The following is a 21,820-nucleotide window of genomic DNA, read 5'->3' as shown; positions in this document are numbered from 1 at the left end:
GGGGCTATTTGCTGGCATCGAACGTGCCCGCTTTTACCGCGATGGGTTTGGCTGTCGGGTAGAACTGGACGAAAATCGTCTCGACCGCGGCGTGCTGCTGGTGACAGGCATAGCAGCTCGCCGAGGTGGGGAGCACTTTCGCGGGCTTGTCGCCGGCGACTTCGAAGAATCCCCAGCCGGTCGGAAAGCGCTTTGCGTCGCGGATGTGAAGCTCGAGATAGGCGCGCTGCTCGGTCTGGAACTGCCCCGTCCGGTTGATCGACCCGTTGGTCGCGCCGCGGCGCCCTTCCTTCACGAAGATCGTGCCCTGGGGCCAGCGTCCGGTTGCCTTGAAGACGCGCCAGGAGACCGGATCGACGAAGACATTGTCGAAAATATCGTGCCCGGCGATCGGCTCGTCGCCATAGTTCATGTTCAGGCCCGAGGTCAGGAAGATCCAGTCGCGATAGTCGGCGGGGACCACGAGCTCGCCAGCGCCGTTATAGCGGGGCGCGTCGCTCGCGTTCGCCGCGCCGATCAGCAGCAGCGGTGATAGCAGCTTGAGTGCGCGTATCATGGTCATTGTCCTGTTCCCTCATTGGCTGGAGCGTGCTGGTGGGATTCCTGTTCGGTTGCGTTGTTATGGGGTTGGTCGTGCGTTTCGCCCGGCATCGTCCGGCGCGTGGCTGTGACGAGCGCCGCCAGGGCATCGGTCAGCATTTCGTTGGTGGCGGGGTGGCACGGCGCGGCGTTCGGCAGCGGGACAGTGACCGAGGCCTTCTCGACGACCCGCGCCGCCATGGTCGAGAGGGTTTCGCGCAGCGCGGTATCGGCATGGTGCGCCCGCGGGGCGGCGTTCAGTACTGCGACCGGCTTGCCGGCAAAATCCTCGCTGGCCACCAGCCAGTCGAGGGCGTTCTTGATGACGCCGCTGACCCCATGGGCATATTCGGGGCTGGCGATGACCAGTGCGTCTGCCGCCGCGATACGGCCCCGGAACGCCGTGACCGCGTGCGGCAGGTCCGGCTCCAGATCGGGATTGAACAGCGGCAGCGCTTCGAGCGACACGATCTCCACGGCGACGCCGTCGGGCGCGCCTGCCGCAATCTCCCGGAGGAGCGCTGTGTTGACCGACTGCCTGCGAAGGCTGCCCGACAAGGCGACGATGCGTGTCACCCGGGCCATCAGCCCACACCGGCCAGGCCGGGATGACCCTGGGGCCGCGGGGCCGGTGCGATCCACAGAAAGCGACGGTCGCTTGCTGCGATCGGCACGTCGTTCACTGAGGCCTCTCGCCGGCGCATCAGGCCGTTCTCGGCGAACTCCCATTGTTCGTTGCCGTAGCAGCGATACCATTGGGCATCGGTGCGGCATTCATATTGGAAGCGGACAGCGATGCGGTTGTCGGTGAACGCCCAGAGGTCCTTGACCAGCCGATATTCCTCCTCGCGCGCCCATTTGGCGGTGAGCAGGTCGATGATCTCGGCTCGTCCCCGGAGCACCCTGTCGCGGTTCCGCCACTCGCTGTCGACGGTATAGGCAAGCGCCACGCGTGCCGGATCGCGGCTGTTCCAGGCGTCTTCCGCCGCACGGACCTTGAGCAGCGCGGTCTCGCGCGTGAAGGGCGGCAGCGGCGCGCGCGGAAGTTCCACCGTCATATATAATCTCCGGGGTTGAATAGCGTGTCGCGCAGTGCCTGGATTTCGGTTTCGAGTTCGGCGAGGCGGGTGCGCAGTGGCGCGACCGCGGCGGCAACCTCGCTCTCGGTGAAGCGCGGCGTGATGTGCTGCGGGCAGTTCCAGTCGAACGCTTCGAGGTGAAGCAGGAAGGCGCGCTCGGGCACGCCGCGATAGCCGGGCAAAGCGAGCTTTTCAGCGAGGGCGAGGTCGGCTGCGAGATCGCGCGCCTCGATCCGGGCGTAGAGCTTCAGCCGCCTGCGCGCTGGATAGTCCATCAGGATCAGCGCAACGCGGTTGTTCGTCGCCGTGTTGCCAAGGCTGATATATTGCCGGTTACCCCGGAAATCCGGGAAGCCGAGCGTCTTGTCATCGAGTATTTTGACGAAGCCGGGCGGGCCGCCGCGGTGCTGGACATAAGGCCAGTCCGTCTCCGACACGCTCGCCATGTAGAAGCTGTCGCGCGCGGCGATGAAGGCCTCCTCAGTCGGGCCGAAGCGATCGAACGCCCGGTTCGCCCCGACCTTCTCGTACAGCCCGGCGCTGCCATGGGCGACCTGCGCTGCATGGACGCTTGGCGTGGTGGCGATGTCGAGAAAGCCATAAGGCATGAGCGGTTCCGCAGCACAGGATGCCGTCGGCGGGCTGGGGGGCGCTGGGGGAGCCCGCCGACGGCAAGGGGATCAGGCGGCTTGCGCGGCGAGGACGACGGGGAAGTCGATCTCGGTTTCGGCGACATTGTTGATATAGTTGGTCAGCACGTTGAGCGCGACCGAAGCGACGATCTCGATCACCTGCGCTTCGCTGAAGCCGGCGAGACGCACAGCGGCGATGTCGGCGTCGCTGACCTTGCCGCGCGCGGCGAGAACCTGGCGGGCGAACACGATCGCGGCATCCGCCTTGGCATCGCCCGAATGGCCGGCACGGTTCAGCGTGATCTCCGCTTCGTCGATCTTGGCGAGGTTCAGCCCGAGATAGCTATGCGCCGACAGGCAATAGTCACAGCCATTGGCCTGGGCGATGGTGATGGCGATCCGCTCGCGCGTCTTGGCATCGAGCGTGCGGCCCAGCGCTGCGTTGAGGCCGAGATAGCCTTCGAGTGCGGCGGGACTGCTGGCAACCAGACGGAACAGATTGGGGACGCCGCCGAGCTGCTTCTCGACGGCATCGAGCAGCGGCTGGGCTGCGGCGGGGGCATCTTCACGGGCGGGGATGGCGAGGCGGGACATGGAATCTTCTCCGGCGAGAGCGGCTGAATGCCGTCTGCCCATTGAAGATGTCACTCCTGGATGTTTGTGATAATCCGTTCATCATACATTTCACTCATGCCGATATCGGGATAATCATGGACCGTCTGGAAGAGCTGCGCACCTTCGTCATGGTCGCCGACCTGGCGAGCTTCGCCGAGGCTGCGCGCCACATGCGCATATCGCCGACCGCGGCAAGTCGGGCGGTGGCGTCGCTCGAAGCGTCGCTGGGCACGGCGCTGCTGCGCCGGACGACCCGGTCGGTCCGGTTGACCGAGGAGGGTGCCGCCTATCTGGAGCGCTGTCGGGCTGCATTGGTCGAGCTCGACGATGCCGCATTGTCGTTGCGGGGGGATGGCGCCACGCCGGGCGGGACGCTGGTCATCACCGCCCCGGTCACCTTCGGGCGGCTGCACATCCTGCCTTTGGTGAACCGTCTGCTGCGCGCTCATCCAGCTCTCAGGGTCTCGTTGACGCTGATCGATCGGGTGGTCAGGCTGGTTGATGAGGGAATCGACGTGGCGGTGCGGATCGGCGACTTGTCCGACAGTTCGCTGCACGCGCTCAAGGTCGCCGAGGTGCGTCGTATTCTGGTGGCCGGCCCCGCCTATCTTGCCGCACGCGGCATGCCGGCGAACATCCCAGCGCTGCACGCCCATGACCTGATCTCGTTCGCCGAGATCGACCGGTCCCCCGAATGGCGGTTCGGGCCGGCCGGCAAGCCGGCGATCCGGATCGAGCCGCGCCTGATCGTCAACACCGCTGACGCTGCGATCGCCGCTGCTGTCGATGGCATGGGCATCGCGCGCGTCCTGTCCTACCAGGCGATCGATGCGATTGCTGCTGGCACGCTGGTGTCACTGCACGACGATGTGGCTCCGCCCCCTGTCCCGGTTCATCTCGTCTATCAGGCCAACCGCCGGGCATCGGTGAATGTGCGCGCGTTCGTCGAGGCCGCGCGGGACCATTTTGGAGGGCTGGACCTGACCGCCCGGTCGCCCATCGATGTTCCCGACCGGGCCAATCGCGCGACCCGCTAGCAGTTTGAAGGGAAGGCCAGACCCGGTTCGAGGAAATGGCACGCTCGTCGATTGAACGGGCCAGGCCGGCATTGCTCGTGTACGAACATCCTGTCTGACGATCGCGGGGGCGAATCCAATGATCACGTTGTGCGGCTTCGGCGTCAGCAACTATTATAATAAACTCAAGCTGATCCTGCTCGAAAAGCAGATTCCGTTCGAGGAACGTGTCGTTTATCCATGGGAGCGAGATAGCTTCCTTCAGGCGTCCCCGTTGGGGAAGATCCCGTTCATCGAGACCGAATATGGTGGTCTCTCGGAATCGCAGGTGATCCTCGAATATCTTGAGGAGTGCTATCCGGCGATCCCGCTCTATCCGACCGGGGCGTATGAGCGCGCCAAGTGCCGCGAGTTGATCCAGCATCTCGAACTCAACGCCGAATGGGTCGCGCGGCGGCTCTACAAGGAATGTTTCTTCGGCGGCACCGTGTCGGACGAAACCAAGCGCGAAGCGCTTGGGCGGCTGCTTGTCGGCCTGGCGGCCGCTGGCAGGCTCGCGAAATTCTCGCCCTATATCTTCGGCGCTGCGTTCACGGCCGCGGACTGCGTCGCCTATGTCCATTTCACGATGATCAGGCTGGCATCGTCAGCGATCTACGGCGAGGACATGATCGAGCGCCATCTCCCGATGGCGGTCGATTACATGGCCCTTATGGATGAACGCCCGCACATCCGCACGATGATGGCCGATCGCGCCGCGGCCATGACGGCCTTTCTTGCCCAGAACGTCCCGTATGACGGCTGAAGGCCGTCAGGGTTATCTCCCGGCGGGGACGATGGCGCGCTACTTTCGGCGTTTCGTACATGGCGGACATGACGGAGGGACTGCCGCTCCCGGCATTGAGTGGCGCCTTGCGGGCTCCTGACGGGAATAAAAGTCCGCGCTTTTCCGTCTCTGTTCAGGCGCAGCATCTCCCGGTGCCAATCAAGGACGGGCCGATCGCCCGCGCCGGGACCCGCCATGACATCTTTGACTTTCGATGCCGACGATTTCCTGCTCGAGCAGGCAGGCCCGCGACGCTTCGACGTCGTGACGATCGCGCTGCACTGGTTGACCGTGCTGCTGCTCATCGGGCTGTTCGCCAGTATCTGGAGCCTCGCATCCGTCGAGGACGGGGAAACCGCTGCCTTCCTCCTGACACTCCATCGCTCGCTCGGTGTGCTGCTGTGGATCACGGCCGTCGTGCGGATCGGCTGGCGCCTTGGGCGCGCAGTCCTGCCGCCCTTTCCAGCGACGATGGGGCCGCTGCAGCAATGGGCGGCGCGGCTCAGCGAATATGGCCTGTATGCCCTGCTGCTCGCCCAGCCGCTGACGGGCCTCGCGCAGAGCTTTACGCGCGGAAAGCCCTTTGCGATCTTCGGCGGCGTGGTTCCGGCGGTCATGGAGCGGGATTTGGACATGACCCACCTCTTCCACGAGCTGCATGAGTACGCCGCCTGGTTGCTGCTGGTCTTGATCGCGCTGCATATACTCGCCGCGGTCTTCCACCGCGTCGTGGTCAGGGACGAGGTGCTGCAATCGATGCTGCCCTGGAAGCAGGCGGAGACGGGCGAGGGACGAGAGTAAGAACCTGAATGCGACCTTCCTCCATTCAGAAAGAGTGCAAATCCTTCGCCCCGTGGCATGTCGTGCAGTCCGCGGACTTCGCGCCATTGTTCGGCCGGGTCGCCTCGTAAACCGCACGTCGGACGTCCTGCTCGGTAGGATGGTCGGGTTCTTGAGGCGTCTGTCTCTATTCTCGCTCTCGCGGGAGGATTTCTGCATTGCATGAGCGACGCTTGCCTTTGAAGGCCTCTAGATAATTTGGCACCGAATGGACTGTATACAATAGATGGATTGTACTTTTGGGCAATTGACGTGGGTTTTCGACCCCGTAAATGCCGTCAGTTAAAGATCGGTTGGTGTAAATGTCTAAGCATGATTATGATACAGGAAGCCAAAAGGGTGCGATCCGCTATTCAACCGTAGCCGTCATACTGCATTGGATGTTGGCTGCATTGATTTTTTACAACCTGGCGTCGGGCTTGTTGAGGCATCGCCTTCCGCACGACGTTTTCCAATTTCACGTGTCTGCCGGTATATCGATCCTTGCTCTAAGTATCGCGCGCGTGATTTGGCGCTTGACGCACCGTCCGCCGGCATTTCTCGAACTGAATCCGTGGGAGCGCAGGCTTGCCCGTCTCGTCCACGGCCTGCTTTATGTCGCGATGCTCATCGTGCCTTTTTCGGGTTGGGCGATGGTATCCGCCAAACCGCCGATGGGATCTGCGGGCGCAGCCTGGAGCCTCGCAAATCAGCCCGCTGCTTCCTTGCCGGCGAACGCCGCAACGCCCCCCAAACGACTTCGCGGGCCGACTACATTCCTCGGTTTGTTCAAGCTGCCGCTGCTTTCCCCGATTACCGAATTGGGTCGCGAGCCGGAGGGCGTTGCACGGCAACGCGCGTTGCGCGACCGGATCCAGGACTTCCATCTTTTCGGTGCCTGGATGATGTTCGGCCTGCTCCTGCTCCATATCGCGGGTGCCCTCAAACATCAGTTCGTCGACCGACGGCGCCAGCTCGCGCGGATGGGCTTGGGGAAACTAGCGCCGGCCGTTTAGCGTCGAATGCCGCGGTTCTTTCGGCGCGAAGCGCACATTCCGACGCATGCCGCCGGTTCGAGGCGAAGTCCCGCATCCCGCCAGCCGTCGATCCCCTCTGCAAACCAGCGGATGTCCCTATAGCCCTCGCGGTGAAGCCGCAGCGCGGCGTTCCAGCTCATCCAGCAATCGGCAAGACAGAAGATCACGACCGGACGGTCTGGCGCGGCGCGGTGGAGCCGCCGCACGCCGTCCAGGAGCCATGGCGCGATGCCTTGAGCGAGCTGGCCTCGCCCACTTTCCGGGAACCAGTGCGCACCGGGGATGGAGGAATGGGGCTCGGCGAGCGTCCAGCGGCCTGTCGCGGCGTCTCGCACCGCCCCCGGTGCGGGGTTCACATCGATGAAGATCGCGGCCTTGCGGCGCCAAAGCCTAAAAGCCTGGGTCGTATCGATCCGCGCCACGCCCTCAGGCGCGGGGCCGACGACGCCACGATAATGGGCAATCCGATAACCCCGCACTGGATCGAACAGGGGCTCGGCCGTCTGCGCGGCGGCCATTGCCGACAGGGTCAGCGCCGCCACGATGGTCGTGATCGCATTGTGCATCGTCAGGTCTCGCTTAGTCCTTAGTCTCATGTAGCAGAGAGGCGACTGATGCTATCTTGGCCTTTGGGAGAAGGACATGATCTGTAGAATATCGCTGGCCATGGCGGGCCTGCTCGCAGTGATGGCAGTGCCGGTCGCGGCCGAGCTGCCGCGCGATCCGCTGGCGTCTCCGACCTGGCAGGCGCTGGGTAAGACGCTGTTCGGGGACGATCCCGTCCGGTTCGACGACCGGGTCAAGGTCAGCTTCCCCGCGATTGCCGAGGACCAGCACAGCTTTCCAGTGACGATCGATGCACGAGGTATTGCCGGCGTGACGCGTATCCTGCTGTTTGCCGATCTCAATCCGATCCCGCTGGCGATCGACTACAGCCCGGATGCTGCCCAGCCGTTCCTGTCGACGCGGATCAAGCTCGACCAGCGTACGCCGGTGCGCGGCGCGGTGCAGCTCGCCGACGGCAGCTGGCTCGTAAGCGGCGGCTGGATCGACGCGGCGGGGGGCGGATGCTCCGCGCCGCCGGTGAGTCGGGTGAAAGGCGACTGGGCCGACCATCTCGGCGAAGTGCGCGGGATCGCGCTGCGCCAGGCCGGCGGCACGCGGGTGCGGCTGACATTCCGCCACCCGATGGACACCGGGTTCGTCGCCAACATCCCCACCTATCATCTCGAGCATGTCGCGCTGACCGGGCCGGGCGGGAAAAGCTATGGCGAGATGCAGATCGAGGCATCGGTTGCCGAGGACCCCGCAATCACCATCATCGCGGATGCCGCGACGGGCGATACGATCATCATCGCAGGCAACGATACCAACGGGATCGATTATGGTGGCAGCCTGACGGTGACCGAAGCCCCGGCTGTGCTCGCAGCGCGCTGATGCTCGATCGCCGAGCCGTGATGGCCGGATTGGCCGGGCTGATCGCCATGCCCGTCCGGGCGCAACCGCTGCGTTATGCCATCCGGCCGCTTGCCTCTGGCGACGGCTTGTGGGTGGTGCGCGGCGAGGATGCGCCGATCGAAATGGCGAACGGCGGGGCGATCGCCAACATCACCATCATCGCGACGTCGGCGGGCACGGTTCTGGTCGATTGCGGCCCGTCGCTGCGTTATGGCCAGGCGTTGAAAGCTGCAGCGGAAGGGTTGACGGGCAAGCCGGTGGTTCGGGTCTACCTCACCCATCTCCATCCTGATCATATCTATGGCGCTGCGGCGTTCGACCAGGCGATCGTCGCGGCGACTCCGCAACTCGCGGCCTTGCTGGCGAGCGAGGGAGCGGGCTTTTCGGACGGCATGTACCGATTGCTGGGAGACTGGATGCGCGGCACGGAGTTCAGGCCGCCGGGAAGGATTCTACAGGATGACGAGGAGCGGATCGGTGACCGCCGACTGGTATTGCTGCCGCTGAGCGGACACAGCCCGGCGGACCTGGCAATCCTGGACGACCGGACGGGCACGTTGATCGCAGGGGATCTGGTGTTCCACGATCGTGCGCCATCGACACCGCATGCGGAACTCGATCAATGGCGCGCGGCGCTCGCGAGGCTCCGGGGGATCGCGCATCAATCGACCATTCCCGGCCATGGTCCGGTCGATCCTACGCCCACCGCTGCGATCGACCAGACGCGCGACTGGCTCGACTGGCTCGAGACCAGCTTGCGCGCCGCCGTGGCCGACGGGCGCGACATGGTCGAGGCGGGGGCCATGGAGATCCCGACACGGTTCGCGGGGATGCGGGCCGCGCGATATGAGCTGCAGCGGTCGGTCTCGCACCTCTATCCCGGGCTGGAAGCGACGTTGTTTCCGCGGATCGACACCAGGCGTCGTTAGGGAGCGCGACGACCTGATCGCACCGCTTTACGCCTCTCGGGGTGAGCCGTCGCTGGGTGGAATGTCCAGGCGGTAACCGCGTCTGCGTATCGTCCGCACCATGGGCGCGCCTGGAAACCGTTCCAGCCGGCGCCGCAGATAACCGACATAGACGTCGATGCTGTTGTCGCTGATCTCCGCCTCCGCGCCCCACACTCGATCGAGCAGCTCGGCTCGGGTCACGACCAGATCGGGCTGGCCAGCGAAGCACAGGAGCAGGTCGAATTCGCGCGGGGAGAGCGGTACGATCGCCGCATCCACCGTGACGACGCGGGCGATAGTGTCGATTGCCATGGCGCCGAGCGAGATAGTCCGGGCGGCGGCACCGGCCCGTCGCGTGAGTGCCCCGAGCCGCAGCACCAGCTCGTCGAACGAGAAAGGCTTGGGCAGATAATCGTCGGCGCCGCAGCGAAATCCGTCCAAGCGGTCCTCCAGTGTCGCGCGCGCGGTGAGCATTAGGACGGGCGTGTCGATGCCGTCGCGGCGCAGGGCTCGGCAAAGCTCGATGCCGTCGATATCGGGCAGGCCGAGATCGAGCACGGCGGCGGCGAACCCGGCAGTTGCCAAACGTGCCGCAGCGCCGGCCCCGCCACGCTGCCATTCGACGTTATACCCTTCGGCGCTGAGACCGCGGCTGACGAAACGGCCGATGCCGGGGTCATCTTCGACCAGCAGGATGTTCACGCGGCGAGCGGCAGGCTGATGCGCACGGTCAGTCCTCCTCCAATATGGTTATGAGCGGCGATGCTGCCGTGATGCGCCTCCGTCACCCAGCGCGCGATCGCCAGGCCGAGCCCGGATCCGCCGCGCCGGCGGCCCGCGGCGGTCTGGTGCCAGGTGTCGAACAGCAAGGGGAGATCTTCCGACGAAACGCCCGGGCCGTCATCCGTCACGGAGAAAGCGGCGTTCGCGCCGTCGTGCTCGAGCGACATACGAATCGCGCAGCCGCTCGAGGCGTGTTTGACCGCATTGTCGATCAGCGCGAGCAATGCCTGCTGCAGCCAGCTCGCGTCGCCGGCAGCCTCGACCGGGCCGGTCGGGCTGTGTTCCGTAATCGTCACACCGCTCGAGCGTGCATAAGGACGCGCGCGCGCCGTAGCGGTGCGCATGACATCGCCAAGATCGATCGCTTCGCGGTGCAACGTCAGCCGCCCATCCTCGGCACCGGCAACGCCGAGCAGGTCCTCCAGCCGCCGCTGGGCGAATTCGCCATTGGCGACGATATGGCGAAGCGCGTCGCGCAACGCATCGGCGTCGGCGCGGTCGTCGCGGAGCGCGACTTCGGCTTCACCCATGATCACGGTGATCGGCGTGCGCAGCTCGTGGCTGACCTGAGCAAAGAACAGGCGGCGATTGGCGTCGATCGCCGCGAGCCGATCATTGCGTTCGGCCAGGGCCGCGGTGCGATCCGCGACGTCGCGTTCCAGGCAGCTGTTGGCGTCGGCCAGCGCGGTGCGTTGCGTGACGATCTGCCGCGCCATACCGCAAAAGGCCTGTGCAAGCTCGTCGAAATCGCTGAACCCGGCTACCTCCAATGCCCCGACGGCATCGCCCTTTTCCAGTCGCGTTATGCCGCGGCGCAGGATGCGGATCGGCCCAAGCAGGTTGGCGAGCATGGTCAGCAGCGCAGCCGCACCCAGAAGAGCGAGCATTGCCGGAACGACGATTGCGATCACGGTGCCCGTCTGGCGAAGATGGCGCATCGCGGTGATCGCCTCGGTCGCCTCTATCTGTTCCGCAGCGACGATGCGCCGCGCCAGCACCCGGAAGGCGGCGTTATCGGCGGGTGTCCGAGACATCGCGCGGAGCTGGCGAAAGGCTGTCGAGAGCTGTTCGGCGCGCGCGATTTCGGCGGTTTGGGCGACGGCGCCGACCAATGGCATTTCCGCAATGACGGTCCGGCGATAGGCGGCGATCCCGGTTGCGATCCGCCCGGCCAGGATCGGCTGTTCACCCGCTGGAGCGAGGAAAAGGGCGTTGGTGTCCGCTTCAAGGCGCGTGACCAGCGCGAGCTGGGTCTGGGAGCGCGATACCCTGTCCAACAGCCGGTCCGCCCGGGCCAGCCCCAGTGCGAGCATCAGCGCCATACCGGCCAATGACGCCAGCACGACCGATCCTGCAACCATCAGCGCGCGCCTGAAGCTTCCTCTCGATCGCACCGGTCTCTCCGTGTCCGGCGGGACTGTCGGCCACCGGCCATGCATCGGCCATTGTACCTTGGTACGAGGCGCGACCTATCCGAGCCGGTTGGCGATCAGATCGTCGACTACCGAAGGATCTGCCAGAGTGCTGGTATCGCCCAGGCTGGAGACATCGCCCTCGGCGATCTTGCGCAGGATGCGGCGCATGATCTTGCCCGATCGGGTCTTTGGCAGGCCGGGGGTGAACTGGATCGCGTCGGGCGTTGCGATCGGCCCGATCTCGTTACGGACCCATTTCACCAGTTCGGTCCGGAGCGCTTCGCTTGGGGCGTCGCCCGCGTTGAGTGTGACATAGGCATAGATGCCCTGGCCTTTGATCTCATGCCGCATGCCGACCACCGCTGCCTCGGCGACATTGCGGTGAAGCACCAGGGCGGACTCCACCTCCGCCGTACCCATGCGGTGGCCGGAGACATTGATAACGTCATCGACGCGGCCGGTGATCCAGTAATAGCCATCGGCATCGCGGCGGCATCCGTCGCCCGTGAAATATACTCCGGGATACGCCGAGAAATAAGTTTGGAAGAAGCGCTCATGATCGCCCCAGACGGTCCGCATCTGCCCAGGCCAGCTCCGGGCGATGACGAGGTTGCCCTCGGCCGGACCTTCCAGAACCGCGCCGGCGGCGTCGACCAGCTTGGGTTCGACGCCGAAAAAGGGGTGGGTCGCGCTGCCGGGCTTCAACGCGGTCGCGCCGGGCAGGGGAGTGATCATGTGCCCGCCGGTTTCGGTCTGCCACCAGGTATCGACGATCGGGCAGCGTCCGCCGCCGACGACCTCATGATACCAGCGCCAGGCTTCGGGATTGATCGGCTCGCCGACCGAACCGAGCAGTCGGAGCGACGCGCGGCTGGTGCCGGCGACATGGCCATCGCCTTCGCGCATCAATGCCCTGAGCGCCGTGGGGGCGGTGTAGAGCTGATTTACCTGGTGGCGATCGACCACTTCCCACATCCGTGCCGGCGTCGGCCAATTGGGCACGCCTTCGTACATCAGCGTGGTCGCGCCGTTGGCGAGCGGGCCATAGACGATGTAGCTGTGCCCGGTGACCCAGCCGACATCGGCGGCGCACCAATAGACGTCGCCCTCGCAATAATCGAACACCAAGCCGTGTGTCAGGCTGGCCCAGAGCAGATAGCCGCCGGTCGAATGAAGGACCCCCTTGGGCTTTCCGGTGGATCCCGACGTGTAGAGCAGGAACAACGGATCCTCTGCATGCATCGGCTCCGGCGTGCAGTCCGCGTCGGCCGCTGCCATGAGATCGCCGTACCAATGGTCCCGGCCGGGCCGCATTTCCACGGCGCCACCCGTCGCCTTCACGACGATGATCGTGTCCAGGCACGTCACCAGCTTGGCCGCCGCATCGACATTGGCCTTGAGCGGGACGCTCTTGCCGCCGCGTCGACCCTCGTCGGCGGTCACCACGATGCGGCTGTCGCAATCGGTGATGCGTCCGGCGAGCGCGTCGGGCGAGAAACCGCCGAACACGATCGAATGAATCGCGCCGATCCGTGTGCAGGCGAGCATCGCCACCGCCGCTTCGGGGATCATCGGCAGATAGAGCGTGACTCGGTCGCCCTTGCGCACGCCCTGCGCCTTCAGGGCATTGGCGAAGCGGCTGACATCGGCGTGGAGCTGGCGATAGGTGATGCGTCGCGGCGTCGCGGAGGGGTCATCGGGTTCCCAGATGATCGCGACCTGATCGCCGCGTGTGTTTAGATGGCGATCCAGGCAGTTGACCGATACGTTGAGCACTCCGTCGGCGAACCAGCGAATGCCGAAATTCGCTTCGTCGAAACAACTTTCGTCCGCGACGGTCGGTGGTGATATCCAGTCAAGCGAGGTCGCCTGCTCAAGCCAATAAGCGGTCGGGTCGTCGAGCGAACGGGCATAGTCGGCAGCATAACGTGCGGCATCGATCTTGGCGTCACGCGCCCAGGCCTCGGGGACCGGAAACAGGTCGTCCACTCTACTCTCCCAGATTGAATTTTACGCCGATCCACAGGGTGCGGGGCGTGCCGATATCCATTGATCCGCCCTGGTTGCGGGTGATCACTGTCTCGTCGAACAGGTTCTCCGCGCGCGCGACGATCCAGAAGCGCCTGCCGATCGGCAGTCGGGCAACGGCGTCCACGACCAGCGCATCGGGCAAGATGTCGGTCTGCAGATCGTCCTCATATTGCCTGCCGATATAGCGTAGCGTGGTGGACAGGCCGGGTCCGTTCTTCGGCGACCAGGCGAGAGTGGCGCTCGCGCTGTGCCGCGGGCTCTGCGCGGGGATCAGGCCGTTCAGCCGGACGGATGTGCCCGAAGCGCGGACATGGCTGTCGCTGAATGTATAGGCCCCATCGAGCGACACCGCGCCGCGCACCATGCGTGCCGTCACCTCAACGCCTTTGGCGACGATCGCATCGACGTTGCGGCGCTGGCGCAGGTTGGTGCCGATCGTGACGTTGGCGATCGCCCCGTCGAGCCGGTTGTAGAACCCGGTCACACCGAACGAGACGCCCTGCGTCGGGGCGATATCGATCCCGGCCTCAATGCCTTTGAGCCTTTCCAGCCCAAGTTTTTCGTTTGCCTGAGTAGTGACCGGGAACACGGTGAACGGACGGTACAGCTCGTTGAGCGTCGGGAGGCGGAAGCCGGTATAGCCGGCGGCGCGCAACGCAATCGCGTTGGTCGGGCGAAGCACCGCGCCGACCCGAGCGGTGCCCCGAAACCCGTCGCGATCGCCATAGTGCCTGTCGCTGTTGACCGCGCCGTTCGCGGCCAGCTCGCGGAAAAAACCGTCTGTGATCGTCCAGCGGTCGCCGCGCACCCCGCCCGTCAGGACCAGCCTGCCGATCGTCCAGTCGTCTTCGGCAAACGCGCCGATCGTACTGCTCCTGCCCCCGGCATTGCGCCGTGCGGTGACCAGCCCGGTTGCCGTGCTATACGCGTCCTCGAACAATTCACCGTCTGTGAGGCGCGCATCCACGCCAATGCGCACGACATGATCGCCGCCCAGGGGCGGTCGCACCTCGATCTTGCCGCCAACCCCGGTCGAGGGCGTGTTGCGCTGGTCGAGGGTCAGCTTGAAGTTGGTCGAACTGATGACTTTGTTGGTGAAGTTGCGCGCCTGGACATAAGCGAGCGCGTCGATCGCCCAGGCGCCGCGATGGATCAGGCGGATGCTGGCATCTTCTCCCTCCGAGGAACTGTCAGCGCCCTTGAAGCGAAGGGTGCGGTTGTCGCGGAACAGGAGGCCGCGCGTCTGGATTTCCGTATCGGCATCGATTGGCGTGACCGCGCGAATACTGCCCGACCAGTCGCGAAAGCGCGCGGGGGAATCGGCGATCGTACGCTGCGACGGGGGCGCCGTGAGATAGCCGTCGCTGCGTTCCCATTTGCCCGATATGGAAACATAGCCGCCGCCGAGATCGGGTGTGACGGTGCCGGTGATATTCTCGGAATCGTAACTGCCGTAAAAGGCGCTGCCGGAGACGAGCGGCAGGTCGGCGCGGGTCGCGCTGGCCAGTTCGATCGTTCCGGCGACGGCGCCCGCGCCAAATGCTCCGGCGCCGCCGCCTCTTGTGACGCGCACGCCCGAAAAGCGATCGGCCACCAGCGCGTTGAACGGGATATGACCGAAGAACGGATCGGCCAGTGGCACGCCGTCGAGCAGCACCAGCGCCCGGCTCGACGCATTGCCGCCGAGCGACCGAAGGGTGACCCCCTGCGCCGAAGGGTTGGCCGAGCGGCTGTCCGACCGGCGGAATTGCTGAAGGCCCGCGACATCGGCCAGTACATCTTCGAGCCGGCCGGACGCGTCGCCGGTGAGCCGGTCGCGGTCGATCACCACGGATCCATAGGCCGGGGTGCCCGGGGGCAGGGGCAGGCCGCGGCCGAGCACGACGATGTCGTCATGCGATGCGGCGTCCCGTTCCTGCGCCTGGGCTGGAAGGGCGGCGAATATCGAAAGCAACGGCAGGTAGCGGAAGCGCATGGTCGAAGGTCCAGTGCGGATATGCGAGGGGGCGGCCCATGCCGAGCCGCCCCCGTTTATGGGCCCGATCAGAAGAACAGGATCGCGCCCAGCGCTATCGTGTCGGAGGTCGCCTCGTTCGTGCCGTGCGCCTCAGCCTTGGTGTGCACATATTCACCCACCAGCGTGACCCAGCTGGTCAAACCGTAGCGACCCTGGCCGACCCAGCTGCTGTTCTTGTCGAGCAGGGTCGGATTGATCTCGCCGTTGGTCAGATCGAGATGGCTTTCGCCATAGCTGCCGCCCAGGGTGAATTTGCCGAAGGTGGCGGTCGCCTGACCGTAAAAGCCGTTGCTGTCGCGCTTGCGACCAAGGGCATCGGTCGACAGGATGAACAGGCCTGTGGTGCCGATGCCTGAGCCGTCATAATAATAGCCGAGCGCGCTGAACGGACCATAGGTGAGCTTCGCGCCAACATCGAACCCGCTACCGGTATAGCTCGGGAAACCGCCCACGCCGTCATGCTTCTGGGTGATGCCGGACGCCCAGAGATGCCCGCCGAACTTGTCGGCGGTGAAATCATAGGTCACCTTGCCCTGGAAGCCGGGAGTGCCGTTCACCTCGTTATTGCCGATCGTCACCAGCGGCTGGAATATGCCGACGGAGGCCTGGAAGCCGCCGAACTTCGGCGTGGTGTAGGTGATCTGCGGCTGGAAGTCGGTGTAGATATAGCCGATGCCGATCCGCCCGAGCGATGTGTTCGACGGCGCGACATTGCCGCCGGTCGAGCCGACCGACAGCAAGGTGATGTCGTTCAGGATCGCATCGGAACCGAACAGGCCGATATCCCGACCGATCTTGATCTCGCCGATGTTGGGCCGGCCAAAGGTCAGATAGGTCTGACGGAAATCGATGCCGGATGTTGCCAGCGCCTGCGGCGTGCCGGCCGAGTTGGCGCCGCCGACGTTCGAGACGCTGTTGATGCCTGGATAAAGGCCGAAATGCGCCCCGACGTCCCAGCCGCCCTGGTTGGTCGTCACATCGACCTTGAGGAAGCCCGGAAGCAGGCCGTTGCGGACGGATGAGCTGTTCTTGCCGACGCCGGCAAGGCCGCCGGCCACGGCTGTACCCGCTGTGCTTTTGTCGCCCGCTTCATGGGTGTAGAAGCCATTGATCGAGCCGGAGAACTTCACCGTCACGCCGCCGACCTGCATGCCCACGCCGCTGTCGGCCATCCGCACGAGATGCTTGTCGTCGAGGGCCTGTGCCGCGGCCTGTTGTGGTTCGGTCGGCGCATTGGTGGCGACCGCGGCCGGCTCGGTCGCCTTGCGCGCAACGAGCTGGTTATATTCCTCGTCGGTGAGGATGCCCTTCTCCTTCAGGCGAAGAAGCAACTGGCTGGTCGTGTCGTCCTGCGCGAAGGCGGGCGTCGCGCCCATCATCAGTGCTATCGCGCCCGCGGCGTGCAACAAACTGGTTCTGCCCCTCATGATATCCTCCCTGTCGCTGGCCCGCGTGTCGCGGCGCCAATCGACCTGAAACTGGAGGTGCGGGACTGGCAGGGAAATTGGACTATGGTCGCGTAGCGGTCAGGGGGCGATCGCGACGCCCCAAGGCGCGCGACCGACGGGAACGGTCGCAATCACGCTGCCGGCGGCAATATCGATCACCGATATATTGTCCGAAAGTCCATTGGCCGCATAGGCGCGTCTGCCCGCCATATCGATCGCGGTGTGCCATACCCGGCGCCCGACGGGCACATAGGCCAGCACCTTCCGGGTCGCGACATCGACTAGGGCGACATGATCGGCCCGGCCGAGCGCGATCACCGCGGTCTTCCGATCGGGTGTGAACCGGATGCCCACAGGCATGATCTTGTCCGCGAAGATTCCCGGTATCTCGAAATGGATCGTGCCGGTCACCTGGCGTGTCGTGGTATCGACGATCTGCACGATGCCCCCGATTTCCGAACTGACCCAGAGGTCCATGCCGTCGGCAGTGAACTCGGCGTGACGCGGGCGGTCGCCAACCTCAGTCTGGGCAATGTCCGTCCGACTAGCGATGTCGATCCAATGGACCGCATTGTCGGTCTCCGCGGTCGACACGGCGAACCGGCCATCGGGACTGACGGCCATGCCTTCGGGCTCGACACCGACATCGACCTGAAAGGCCACGCTGCGTTTCTCTACATCGATCGCGGTGACGGCTGCATCCCGTTCGTTCGCCGCGAACAGCAAGGTGCCGTCCGGCGAAAGCGCGAACTGCTCGGGATCCTCGCCGGAAGGAAGATCGGCGACGACCTTGCCGGTGGCGCGATCGATGATCTGCACCGCGTTGTCGTCGCTTGCGCAGAGATACAGGAATTTGCCATCGCGTGAGAGCATGATGCCGCGCGCGCGCTTGCCGACCGGCCAGGTCGCGGTGACCTGAAGCGTCGCCGCGTCGATGACCGAGATGCTGTTGCCCTTCTCGTTGGAGACATAGATCGTTTCGCCCTGGGCAATGCCGGGAGCGAGAAGGGCGAGGCTCATCAGGATGGTGCGCATGGCCTCAGCGTAGCCCAGGCTGCTCGAGCTTCATGCTGTACCAAAGTCCAATAGGGCGACAACGCAACCCCCGCCTAGACAAGGTGCAAATCCGCACGTTCGACGCGGGTCCATGGCTTAGGGAGAGTATGCGTATGAAGAAGCCCCGACTGTCGCTGGTCACCTTCGCTGCGGCGACGGCGATCGCGGTCGCCGCTGTGGGCAGCAGCGTCTTCGCGCACGGCAATATCCTCCCCCAGCCGGTCAACACGTCGGCATTGCCCGATATCGGCGAGGCATGGCTGCAGCATAACCCGTATCGCGGCAACGCGGTCGCGATAAAGATCGGTGAGTCCGCGTACGGCCAGAATTGCGCGCGATGCCACGGGCTGGAGGCGATCTCCGGCGGCATTGCGCCCGACCTTCGCTATCTCGAACTGGGCGATACCGGCGACGAATGGTTCATTCAGCGCTACCAGCACGGCTCGGTGCGCGACGGCAAAGTCTATATGCCGCCGCTTGGCGACGTGCTCGGCCAGAAAGCCGGCTGGGCGATCCGGGCGTGGCTCGACACCAAGCACGAGGAATGAGCACGATCCTTTCCAGGCGTACGATGCTGGGCGGTCTCGCCACCGCCATGTTGCTTCCGGCCTGCCCCGTTCGCGCCATGTCGCTGGACAAGGTGCGGGCGGCCGGCGTGATGAGGATCGCGGTCTATCGCGATTTCGAGCCCTGGGCCTGGTTCGACGGCGCTACCCTTCGCGGGATCGATGTCGATATCGGGATCGCGATCGCGGCAAAGATCGGAGTCCGCGCCGAATTCATCGATTTCCTGGCGGGCGAGGATGTCGACGAGGACCTTCGCAACATGGTGTGGAAAGGCCCGGCGACCGGCGGGCGGGTCGCCGATGTGATGATGCACGTTCCCTATGACCGTGTCTTTGCCCAGCGGAACGATCGCGCGGTGATCGTCGCACCTTATTATCGCGAGGGCTTTTCGCTTGCCTGCGACCGCCGGGCGATCGACTGCGAACTGCCGCCGCCGCAATATAAGGGGCGCAAGATCGCGGTCGAACTCGATTCGATCCCAGACTTCTACATGAGCGGGTCCTTTGGTGGGGTCCTCCGCGCCGACGTCACCCATCTGCCAAGCGGCATGGCGGCCCTTGAGGCAGTGCGCGGCGGGCAAAGCGAAGTCGCGATGGCGACGCGCGCGCAGATCGAGCATGCGCTGGCAAAAGGCGGAGACGCGCTCATCGAACGCAAGGGGCCCCTGCCGGCGCTGACCAGCCCGGGCTGGGACATCGCGCTCGCCGTAAAGGACGATAGTCGCGATCTGGGCGACCGGCTGGAGTCGCTCATGTCGGAGTTGGTGGCCGACAAGACGATCCCTGCGATCTTCGACCGCTATGGCGTCATGTTGCGTCAGCCGCTCGCCTCGTGAGCCGCGCGGCTCGTTCCAAGGTCCAATTGGCGCGCTGCGTTCCCCTGATACCGTGTCCTCCATCGCGCTGCGGCCTGGCAGCCGGACCGTCGACATCATGCCGGCGCAAGAACAACTAGGGGAGAATGAGATGAAACGGTTTATGCGAAACGCGTCTGCCTGGGCGCTTGCAGGGGGGCTGTTCGCGGCGCCGTTGACGGCCGCCAGCGAGAATGCCGCGCCGGCGACACCGCCGGCGCCCGCCGCCGCGGCAGGTGCAGGGCCTACCGATGCCGATCTGATGGCCGATGCAAGCTCGGTCGGCGACGTCCTGACCTATGGCATGGGGCCGCGTGCGCAGCGTTTCAGCCCGATGACGACCATCAACAGCGACAATGTGAGCAAGCTGGTTCCGGCCTTCGCCTCGTCGCTCGGCGGCGAGAAACAGCGCGGCCAGGAATCGCAGCCGCTGGTCTATGACGGCACGATCTACGTCACTGGATCCTATTCGCGGCTGTTCGCGTTCGACGCCCGCACCGGCGAGGAGAAATGGGAATATAACGCCCGTCTGCCCGACGCGATCGTGCCGTGCTGCGACGTCGTCAACCGCGGTGCCGCGATCTATGGCGACAAGATCATCTTCGGCACGCTCGATGCGCGCCTTGTCGCGCTCAACCGCACCACCGGCAAGGTGATCTGGAACAAGGAAATCGCCGACTACAAGGCCGGATACAGCTTCACCGCGGCGCCGATGATCGTGCACGGCAAGGTGATCGTCGGCAATTCGGGCGGCGAGTTCGGCGTGATCGGCGAAGTCCAGGCACGCGACGTCAACACCGGCGAGCTGATCTGGACTCGCCCGACGATCGAAGGAAATATGGGTACGCTGAAGGGGCAGCCCAACGGCATCACCGGCAAGACCAATGCGACCTGGCAGGGGGACCAGTACAAGACCGGTGGCGGCGCGACCTGGCTCGGCGGCACCTACGACCCCGACACCAACCTGATCTATATGGGCACCGGCAACCCCGCGCCGTGGAACAGCCATCTGCGCCCCGGCGACAACCTCTACACCGCGTCAACGCTCGGCATCGATCCCGACACCGGCCAGATCAAATGGCATTATCAGACGACGCCGCATGATGGCTGGGACTTCGACGGCGTCAACGAGTTCATCCCGTTCGACGCGACCATCAAAGGCAAGCCGATGAAGCTCGGCGCGAAGGCCGATCGCAACGGCTATTTCTTCGTGCTCGACCGGACCAACGGCAAGTTCGTGTCGGCGTCTCCGTTCGTTTCCAAGACAACCTGGGCAACGGGGTTCGACAAGAATGGCCGGCCGATCTATGTCGACGCCAACCGCCCCGGTCCGCCAACGGCGGAAAAAGGCACCAGCGTATTCGCAGCACCAGCGTTTCTGGGCGCGAAGAACTGGATGCCGATGTCGTACAGCCAGCAGACCGGCATGTTCTACATCCCATCGAACGAATGGGGCATGGACATCTGGAACGAGCCGATCGCCTACAAGAAGGGTGCGGCTTATCTGGGCGCCGGCTTCACCATCAAGCCGCTCTATGAGGACCATATCGGCGTCCTCCGCGCGATGGACCCGACGACCGGCAAGATCATGTGGGAATACAAGAACAAGGCGCCGCTCTGGGGCGGAGTCCTGACCACCGCCGGCAATCTGGTCTTCACCGGCACGCCGGAGGGGTATCTCAAGGCGTTCGATGCGAAGACCGGCAAGGAATTGTGGAAATTCAACACCGGCTCGGGTGTGGTCGGCTCTCCGATCACATGGGAGCAGGATGGCGAGCAATTCGTGGCGGTGATGTCCGGCTGGGGCGGCGCGGTGCCGCTTTGGGGCGGCGAGGTCGCCAAGGCCGTACAGCACATCAACCAGGGCGGTTCGCTATGGGTGTTCAAGCTGCCGAAATCGTGAGCCTGATCGGGTCGGGGGTGGCGTATGCCGCTCCCGATATCCTCTCGCGTCAGTTTGGGATACGATCTGAGCGTGAAGGAGGGCGAGGCGACGTGGAACGGGTACTCATCGTCGATGACCACCCGATGGTTCGCGATGGATTGCGCACCGTCATCGCCGTTGCGTTCGACCGCTGCGAATTGTTCGAGGCATCTTCGCTGAAAGAGGCGGCATCGATCATCGAGCGGGAGGGTGATTTCGACCTCGTCCTGCTCGACCTCAACATGCCCGGGACCGCGGGTTTTTCCGGCCTGATCGAGTTGCGTGAGCGTTTCCCTTCCGTGCCGATCGTGATCGTCTCGGCGGCGCAGGAAAGGGGGCTGGCACGCGCGGCGCTTGCAGCAGGAGCCGCCGGTTTCATCCCGAAATCGCTGCGGCGCGGTGCGATCGTCGATGCGCTCAAGATGGTGCTGGCAGGAAATATCTACGCCCCGGAGATCGACGAGGCCGAGCAGGTCGCGAATGCGGAAGATGCAGAGTTCGCGCGGCGGATCGACACCCTGACGCCGCAACAGAAGGTGGTCCTGAAACTGCTCGTCGCGGGTAAGCTCAACAAGCAGATTGCCTTTGATCTGGACGTGTCGATGACCACGGTGAAGGCGCATGTATCAGCGATTCTGGGCAAGCTGAACGTGTTCAGTCGTACCCAGGCGGTGATCCTCGCCAACAAGGTGAAGTTCGGCAGCGGCGGCTAAAG

The 21,820-nt window shown here is 64.8% G+C and carries 22 protein-coding genes; 10 read left to right on the top strand and 12 right to left on the bottom strand.

What is annotated here, in order from left to right; all coding sequences use genetic code 11:
* Positions 1 to 4: 4 nt before the first annotated feature.
* From WC729_RS08875 to WC729_RS08855, 5 genes are all read right to left on the bottom strand, one after another.
* On the bottom strand, positions 5 to 562 hold the full coding sequence (locus WC729_RS08875) for a cytochrome P460 family protein (RefSeq protein ID WP_372851736.1): 558 nt from the start codon (positions 560 to 562) through the stop codon (positions 5 to 7).
* Positions 559 to 1,164 (bottom strand): NADPH-dependent FMN reductase, encoded by a 606-nt coding sequence (locus WC729_RS08870; RefSeq protein ID WP_372851734.1) that lies wholly within the window; start codon positions 1,162 to 1,164, stop codon positions 559 to 561. Before WC729_RS08870 ends, WC729_RS08875 begins: the two co-directional genes overlap by 4 nt.
* On the bottom strand, positions 1,164 to 1,637 hold the full coding sequence (locus WC729_RS08865) for a DUF1348 family protein (RefSeq protein ID WP_372851732.1): 474 nt from the start codon (positions 1,635 to 1,637) through the stop codon (positions 1,164 to 1,166). Before WC729_RS08865 ends, WC729_RS08870 begins: the two co-directional genes overlap by 1 nt.
* Positions 1,634 to 2,266: a pyridoxamine 5'-phosphate oxidase family protein gene (locus WC729_RS08860; protein ID WP_372851730.1), complete on the bottom strand. Its 633-nt coding sequence runs from the start codon at positions 2,264 to 2,266 to the stop codon at positions 1,634 to 1,636. The genes WC729_RS08865 and WC729_RS08860 overlap by 4 nt, the downstream gene beginning before the upstream one ends.
* A gap of 72 nt (positions 2,267 to 2,338) precedes the next feature.
* Entirely contained in the window at positions 2,339 to 2,884 is a 546-nt protein-coding gene (locus WC729_RS08855; RefSeq protein WP_372851728.1) for a carboxymuconolactone decarboxylase family protein, read from the bottom strand.
* A gap of 116 nt (positions 2,885 to 3,000) precedes the next feature.
* On the opposite strand from WC729_RS08855, the gene WC729_RS08850 reads away from it, so the two are divergent.
* The 4 genes from WC729_RS08850 (at position 3,001) to WC729_RS08835 (ending at position 6,582) form a co-directional block, all read left to right on the top strand.
* On the top strand, positions 3,001 to 3,942 hold the full coding sequence (locus tag WC729_RS08850) for a LysR family transcriptional regulator (protein ID WP_372851726.1): 942 nt from the start codon (positions 3,001 to 3,003) through the stop codon (positions 3,940 to 3,942).
* Positions 3,943 to 4,060: 118 nt separating this feature from the next.
* Complete coding sequence (locus WC729_RS08845) at positions 4,061 to 4,726, top strand: glutathione S-transferase (protein WP_372851724.1); 666 nt, start codon at positions 4,061 to 4,063, stop codon at positions 4,724 to 4,726.
* 216 nt (positions 4,727 to 4,942) lie between these two features.
* Positions 4,943 to 5,548 carry a cytochrome b gene (locus WC729_RS08840; RefSeq protein WP_372851722.1) on the top strand — a complete coding sequence of 202 codons (606 nt, stop codon included), beginning with the start codon at positions 4,943 to 4,945 and terminating at the stop codon, positions 5,546 to 5,548.
* A 341-nt stretch (positions 5,549 to 5,889) separates the two neighbouring features.
* Positions 5,890 to 6,582, top strand: coding sequence for a cytochrome b (locus WC729_RS08835; protein WP_372851720.1), 693 nt, complete (start codon positions 5,890 to 5,892; stop codon positions 6,580 to 6,582).
* Here WC729_RS08835 and WC729_RS08830 read toward each other — a convergent pair.
* Positions 6,579 to 7,199: a rhodanese gene (locus WC729_RS08830; RefSeq protein WP_372851718.1), complete on the bottom strand. Its 621-nt coding sequence runs from the start codon at positions 7,197 to 7,199 to the stop codon at positions 6,579 to 6,581. The genes WC729_RS08835 and WC729_RS08830 overlap by 4 nt on opposite strands.
* A gap of 46 nt (positions 7,200 to 7,245) precedes the next feature.
* On the opposite strand from WC729_RS08830, the gene WC729_RS08825 reads away from it, so the two are divergent.
* Both WC729_RS08825 and WC729_RS08820 read left to right on the top strand, forming a co-directional pair.
* Positions 7,246 to 8,040: a quinoprotein dehydrogenase-associated SoxYZ-like carrier gene (locus WC729_RS08825; RefSeq protein ID WP_372851716.1), complete on the top strand. Its 795-nt coding sequence runs from the start codon at positions 7,246 to 7,248 to the stop codon at positions 8,038 to 8,040.
* Positions 8,037 to 8,990 carry a quinoprotein relay system zinc metallohydrolase 1 gene (locus WC729_RS08820; RefSeq protein WP_372853282.1) on the top strand — a complete coding sequence of 318 codons (954 nt, stop codon included), beginning with the start codon at positions 8,037 to 8,039 and terminating at the stop codon, positions 8,988 to 8,990. Before WC729_RS08825 ends, WC729_RS08820 begins: the two co-directional genes overlap by 4 nt.
* 27 nt (positions 8,991 to 9,017) lie before the next feature.
* On the opposite strand, the gene WC729_RS08815 is transcribed toward WC729_RS08820, so the two are convergent.
* From WC729_RS08815 to WC729_RS08790, 6 genes are all read right to left on the bottom strand, one after another.
* Positions 9,018 to 9,713 carry a response regulator transcription factor gene (locus tag WC729_RS08815; protein ID WP_372851714.1) on the bottom strand — a complete coding sequence of 232 codons (696 nt, stop codon included), beginning with the start codon at positions 9,711 to 9,713 and terminating at the stop codon, positions 9,018 to 9,020.
* Positions 9,710 to 11,155: a sensor histidine kinase gene (locus WC729_RS08810; RefSeq protein WP_372851712.1), complete on the bottom strand. Its 1,446-nt coding sequence runs from the start codon at positions 11,153 to 11,155 to the stop codon at positions 9,710 to 9,712. Before WC729_RS08810 ends, WC729_RS08815 begins: the two co-directional genes overlap by 4 nt.
* Before the next feature lie 108 nt (positions 11,156 to 11,263).
* On the bottom strand, positions 11,264 to 13,198 hold the full coding sequence (acs, locus tag WC729_RS08805; RefSeq protein WP_372851710.1) for an acetate--CoA ligase: 1,935 nt from the start codon (positions 13,196 to 13,198) through the stop codon (positions 11,264 to 11,266).
* Position 13,199: 1 nt separating this feature from the next.
* Positions 13,200 to 15,215 (bottom strand): TonB-dependent receptor, encoded by a 2,016-nt coding sequence (locus WC729_RS08800; RefSeq protein WP_372851708.1) that lies wholly within the window; start codon positions 15,213 to 15,215, stop codon positions 13,200 to 13,202.
* A 68-nt stretch (positions 15,216 to 15,283) separates the two neighbouring features.
* Positions 15,284 to 16,684 carry a porin gene (locus WC729_RS08795; protein ID WP_372851706.1) on the bottom strand — a complete coding sequence of 467 codons (1,401 nt, stop codon included), beginning with the start codon at positions 16,682 to 16,684 and terminating at the stop codon, positions 15,284 to 15,286.
* A gap of 99 nt (positions 16,685 to 16,783) precedes the next feature.
* Positions 16,784 to 17,740 carry a PQQ-dependent catabolism-associated beta-propeller protein gene (locus WC729_RS08790; RefSeq protein ID WP_372851704.1) on the bottom strand — a complete coding sequence of 319 codons (957 nt, stop codon included), beginning with the start codon at positions 17,738 to 17,740 and terminating at the stop codon, positions 16,784 to 16,786.
* Positions 17,741 to 17,874: 134 nt separating this feature from the next.
* Here WC729_RS08790 and pedF point away from each other — a divergent pair, with 134 nt between their 5' ends.
* The 4 genes from pedF to WC729_RS08770 all read left to right on the top strand — a co-directional run bounded on the left by pedF (position 17,875) and on the right by WC729_RS08770 (position 21,818).
* Complete coding sequence (pedF, locus tag WC729_RS08785; RefSeq protein ID WP_372851702.1) at positions 17,875 to 18,309, top strand: cytochrome c-550 PedF; 435 nt, start codon at positions 17,875 to 17,877, stop codon at positions 18,307 to 18,309.
* Positions 18,306 to 19,163, top strand: coding sequence for a substrate-binding periplasmic protein (locus WC729_RS08780; RefSeq protein WP_372851700.1), 858 nt, complete (start codon positions 18,306 to 18,308; stop codon positions 19,161 to 19,163). The genes pedF and WC729_RS08780 overlap by 4 nt, the downstream gene beginning before the upstream one ends.
* A gap of 130 nt (positions 19,164 to 19,293) precedes the next feature.
* On the top strand, positions 19,294 to 21,084 hold the full coding sequence (locus WC729_RS08775; RefSeq protein ID WP_372851698.1) for a methanol/ethanol family PQQ-dependent dehydrogenase: 1,791 nt from the start codon (positions 19,294 to 19,296) through the stop codon (positions 21,082 to 21,084).
* Positions 21,057 to 21,818 (top strand): response regulator, encoded by a 762-nt coding sequence (locus WC729_RS08770; protein WP_372851696.1) that lies wholly within the window; start codon positions 21,057 to 21,059, stop codon positions 21,816 to 21,818. Before WC729_RS08775 ends, WC729_RS08770 begins: the two co-directional genes overlap by 28 nt.
* Positions 21,819 to 21,820 lie beyond the last annotated feature (2 nt).

It is taken from the genome of Sphingomonas sp., assembly GCF_041661825.1.
Taxonomy (GTDB): Bacteria; Pseudomonadota; Alphaproteobacteria; order Sphingomonadales; family Sphingomonadaceae; genus Sphingomonas.
The sequence above is the reverse complement of the archived record's forward strand: the minus strand, read 5'-3'. Positions and strand labels throughout refer to the sequence as shown.